This is a genomic window from Pseudomonas edaphica, assembly GCF_005863185.1.
GTDB lineage: Bacteria > Pseudomonadota > Gammaproteobacteria > Pseudomonadales > Pseudomonadaceae > Aquipseudomonas > Aquipseudomonas edaphica.
Window position 1 is genome coordinate 1 of the sequence record NZ_VBVZ01000524.1, and the last position, 4,375, is coordinate 4,375.

The following is a 4,375-nucleotide window of genomic DNA, read 5'->3' on the forward strand; positions in this document are numbered from 1 at the left end:
GCGCAGTAAAGACGGCGTACTGTTCGCCCTGCACGACAACAACCTGCAACGCACCACCGACGTGGCCACCAAGTTCCCCGAGCGCAAAGACGCTCCGGCCAACGAGTTCACCTGGGCCGAACTGCGCACCCTGGACGCCGGCAGCTGGTTCAACGCCGCTTACCCGGACCGTGCCCGCCCGGCGTTTGTTGGCCTGAAAATCCAGAGCCTGGACGAGATCATCAAGATCGCCGAAGGCAACCCGCAGCACAAACCAGGCCTGTACATCGAGACCAAGGAGCCCAAGCAGTTCCCGGGCATCGAAGCCGACCTGAAAAACAAGCTGCTGGATAAAGGCTGGTTGAGCTCCGCCGGTTCCAAGCTGGGCAAGAGCAACACCGGCGTGGGCCAGGGCAAAGGCCGCGTGGTGCTGCAGACGTTTGAAAAAGACAGCTTGAAAGAGCTGCAGAAAGAAATGCCCAACACCCCGAAAATCCTGCTGTTGTGGGTTGGCCCAGGCAGCATCGAGCCTAAATCGGCACAAACCTTCGCTGAGTCCGGCGAAACCACCAAGGCCGCCTACTACGCCAAGCAAGAGCCAAAAGACGCCGCCGAGTTCGAAAAGTGGGTGGACGAAGCCAAGAGCCTCGGCGCCATCGGCACCGGCCCTTCGGCCGAGCTGACCAACCACGGTGACCAGAGCTACACCGACCTGGTGAAGCCTGAGATGAACAAGCTGACCCACGACAAAGGCCTGCTGGTGCACGTCTACACCGTCGATGAGCCCGTGGACTTCGAAAAAGTCATGAAAGCCGGCGTGGACGGCATCTTCACCAACCGCGCCGCCGAACTGCTGAAGTTCTACAAGCGCTGGCCTTCGTCGAGCGTGCAGGACCTGCTCAAGGACAACGGCTACTGAGTGAAACCCGAATGGTCAGGTCGCCTGTGGTTGGGGCATGACTACGGCCTGATCTTCGGCGAGCTGGGGCGTACCGCGCCCCATGCGCACTACGTCCATCAGTTGATGCTCTGCCCCGGCAAACCGGTCACGGTCAGCCTCGATGGCCGTGTCACCACGGCCCATCGCCTGTTTATCCCCTCGCAACACCCCCACGCCCTTCTCGCCAGCGACGGTGACGTACTGGTGCTGTATGCCGAACCTGCCACCTTTGCGAACCAGACCCTGGAGCATCTGTTGCTCGATGCGCAGCCATGCCTTGAGACACTGCAATTGCAACTGAGCCAGTTACCCCGGCGCGCCCGCGTCGACCCGCGCCTGGAACGGGCACTGTCGGCCCTGGATCAGCAGCTTGCCGGCAAGGTTTCAGCCCAGGCACTGGCCCACGCCGCACACCTGTCATTAAGCCAATTGGAACGCCTGTTCACCCATCAACTGGGCGTGCCCGTGCGCCGCCTGGTGGTATGGCGGCGCTTGCGTGTGGCGCTGCAAGTGGCCCTTGGCGGCAACACGTTGACCGAGGCCGCCCACGCTGCGGGGTTTGCCGACTCGGCACATTTTTCGCGCACCATGAAGCAGTTGTTTGGCGTGACGGCCGGCGCGTCATTGCGTCAGTTGGACGTGCGGCTGCTAACGTAGCGCGTCCGGCAAAGGCGGTTCTTTGCTCAAGCGCGCCGGCATGAACGGGTCACGTATCTGCGCCGCATACGCCACCGGGAAATTCGGCCGGCTGCCAATGCCCAGGTCGCCAGGGCCCATCTGATAGTGCTCGCGATAAAACGCCGTGCCCAACAGCCAGTCCCACAGGTTGAAGAACAAACCGAAATTCACATCCCCGGCGCGCCCGTACTTCATGTGATGAAAACGATGCACCGGCGCCCAGGCAAATACCCAACGCAATGGCCCTAAACGCATGTCGACGTTGGAATGTTGCAACAACAGCTGGATCGCAATTGCCAGGGCCAGCAACTGCGCAACCTCCACAGGAATCCCCAGCAGCACCAGCGGCAACAGGCCCGCCGTCGCCTCCAGCATCTGATGCAAAGGGTGTTTCATCAGCCCATTGAACCCATACAGCCGCTGCACGCTGTGGTGTACCGCATGCAGGCGCCAGAGCGGCGCAATACGGTGGCTGGCGTAGTGCATCAGGGTAATTCCGGCATCGGCCAACACAATCGACAACAGCAGTTGTGCCCACACCGGCCAGCCACGCGGCCAAATGCCTTCGAACGCCAGCAGGGCCGTGAGCCCCGGTAGAATCAACAGGCCCAGGGCATTCAGGCTCTCGTTGACCAACGCGTGGAGCGTATCGCGGCGCCGGTCCCCGAGGCTGCGATTCCATTGCGGCTCATAGGGCAGCCATTGCTCCATCACAAATGACACGGCGACGGCTGTCGCAAACACCACGACCAGCCAACCGGGCTTCCAAAGCCCCCAAGCTAAAAAACCCACCAGGAATACAGGCGCGTACAGCCAAGCCACTAAACGTTTCATCCGAGTCTCCCTTCCAGTGAGCCCCCAGCATGAAACCCTCCACACGCAGCGAATTGAACAAACGGCGCAACCGTTTGAATTAATTAAGGATGAATTAAGTTGCGCTGGATAACCTGAGGCCACTTAAACAGCTCACCGAAAAAGGACACACACCATGAAAACCCTGACCGCCCTGTTCGCCGCCACCGCCTTGACCCTGACTGCCGGGTTGGCCCAGGCGGATGTTCGCCCGGACCACATTGAAGGTTTGCTCAAGTCCGGCGCCGTGATGCCGTTCGAAAAACTCAACGCCGCCGCCGTGGCCAAACACGCCGGTGCCAGCATCACTGACACCGAGCTGGACCACAAAAACGGTGTATTGGTATACGAAGTTGACTTGACCGACACCGCCGGCAAACGGTTTGAAGTGAAGCTCGACGCCAAGACCGGCGCCGTGCTGGAAGACAAACTGGACACCTGAGTCATCGTTTAAAAAAACCGCGCCACGTTTAAAGTGGCGCGGTTTTTTTATGCCTGCTCGCCAGCCATCACGGAGGGTTGATCAAATTACACCGACAAAGCGCAGGCCTGCGCCTGGAAACCCGCTGAGCGAGTTTTCAAACTGTCACAAAATCGTCATCCCGCCTTGCAATGATTCGCCCACGCGAACCTGTGAAACGTCCTACAGGCGCTTTCTCTGCGAGCCTCCATGAACCACAGCATCGACCACAGCCACCAGGATCCCGATCTGTTTGGCTTGCTTTACGGTTTTCGTTTTCGGCCCGGTGAAAAGGGCGAGCAAATTGATTCAGCGACCGCGCTGGCCGCGCTAAAAGCGCCGCAAGACCCGGAAGAATTCCTGTGGCTGCACCTGAACCTGGCCCACGCCGCCTGCGAGCGCTGGATGCAGGCCAACCTGTCATTGCCCGACGAGTTTTTCGAAGCCCTGCACGAAGGCTCGCGCTCCACGCGTATCGAACACGTCGACTCGGCCTTGCTCGCAGTGGTCAACGACGTGGTGTTCAACTTCAGCAGCATGGTTTCGTCGGATATCTCCACGCTGTGGGTCTGCGCCCGCAGCCGTTTGCTGGTGAGTGCACGCCTGCAACCGCTGCACTCGGTGGATAAATTGCGCTCGTCGGTGAAGGCCGGTGAACGCTTTCGTTCGCCCCTGGAACTGCTGGTGCATCTGTTGCGCGACCAGGGTGAGGTGCTCACGCAGATCGTGCGTAAAACCAGTATCAGCGTCGACCATATCGAAGACCAGTTACTGTCCTCGCGCCTGTCCACCAACCGCGCCGAACTGGGTGCCGCACGCCGGGTGCTGGTGCGCCTGCAACGTCTGCTGGCACTGGAGCCGGGCTCGCTCCTGCGCCTGCTCAACCGCCCGCCGCAGTGGCTGCAAAAGGAAGACGTGAAGGAGTTGCGCAAATCCACCGAGGAGTTTGCGCTGATCATCAACGACCTCACGGCCCTGGGCGAACGCATCAAGCTGTTGCAGGAAGAAATCGCCGCCAACCTCAACGAACAAAGCAACCGCACGCTGTTTACCCTCACCGTGGTGACGGTGCTGGCGCTGCCGATCAATATCATCGCCGGTTTTTTTGGCATGAACGTGGGCGGCGTGCCGCTTTCCACCGACCCGGAAGGGTTCTGGATCCTGGTGGCGCTGGTGGCGACGTTTACCCTGATTGCCGGGCGCTGGGCGTTCCGTAAGCGCAAAGACTATTGAATTGCAATACAGTCAAATTGTGGGAGCTGGCTTGCCTGCGATGGCTATCTACCAGCCAACTGTTCATTGCCTGATGCACCGCTATCGCAGCCTTTTGAAGGCCGCCACATTCTCCTGTGGCGAGCAGGCTTGTCCTGCGTTGGGCTGCGAAGCGGCCCCAAACCCAAACACTGAGTACTTTCAGGAAAATTGCGGTGCCCTTACTGGGGCCGCTCCGCAGCCCAACGCAGGAC

The 4,375-nt window shown here is 60.1% G+C and carries 5 protein-coding genes and 1 pseudogene; 5 read left to right on the forward strand and 1 reads right to left on the reverse strand.

Features of this window, described 5'->3' with window-relative positions:
- Positions 1-898, forward strand: an 898-nt coding sequence (locus FEM54_RS25675) for a glycerophosphodiester phosphodiesterase family protein (RefSeq protein ID WP_138453569.1), incomplete at its 5' end; no start/stop codon positions are given.
- Positions 899-1,576 (forward strand): helix-turn-helix domain-containing protein, encoded by a 678-nt coding sequence (locus tag FEM54_RS25680; protein ID WP_138453570.1) that lies wholly within the window; start codon positions 899-901, stop codon positions 1,574-1,576. It abuts the gene before it with no gap.
- Here the strand turns inward: FEM54_RS25680 and FEM54_RS25685 are convergent.
- Entirely contained in the window at positions 1,568-2,431 is an 864-nt protein-coding gene (locus FEM54_RS25685; protein WP_138453571.1) for a sterol desaturase family protein, read from the reverse strand. The two genes, FEM54_RS25680 and FEM54_RS25685, sit on opposite strands and share 9 nt — an antisense overlap.
- A gap of 154 nt (positions 2,432-2,585) precedes the next feature.
- On the opposite strand from FEM54_RS25685, the gene FEM54_RS25690 reads away from it, so the two are divergent.
- The 3 genes and pseudogenes from FEM54_RS25690 to FEM54_RS34425 form a co-directional block, all read left to right on the forward strand.
- Positions 2,586-2,891, forward strand: a complete 306-nt coding sequence (locus FEM54_RS25690; protein ID WP_017137880.1) for a PepSY domain-containing protein — start codon at positions 2,586-2,588, stop codon at positions 2,889-2,891.
- Between the two features lie 228 nt (positions 2,892-3,119).
- Positions 3,120-4,142: a transporter gene (locus FEM54_RS25695; protein ID WP_017137881.1), complete on the forward strand. Its 1,023-nt coding sequence runs from the start codon at positions 3,120-3,122 to the stop codon at positions 4,140-4,142.
- A 40-nt stretch (positions 4,143-4,182) separates the two neighbouring features.
- Positions 4,183-4,375 (forward strand): annotated as a pseudogene (locus FEM54_RS34425) (hypothetical protein); the annotation flags it as partial.

Excerpts from the sequence above, each read along its gene's own strand:
- FEM54_RS25690 (WP_017137880.1), top strand. The coding sequence starts at position 2,586 with ATGAAAACCCTGACCGCCCTGTTCGCCGCCACCGCCTTGACCCTGACT.
- FEM54_RS25685 (WP_138453571.1), bottom strand. The coding sequence starts at position 2,431 with ATGAAACGTTTAGTGGCTTGGCTGTACGCGCCTGTATTCCTGGTGGGT.
- FEM54_RS25695 (WP_017137881.1), top strand. The coding sequence starts at position 3,120 with ATGAACCACAGCATCGACCACAGCCACCAGGATCCCGATCTGTTTGGC.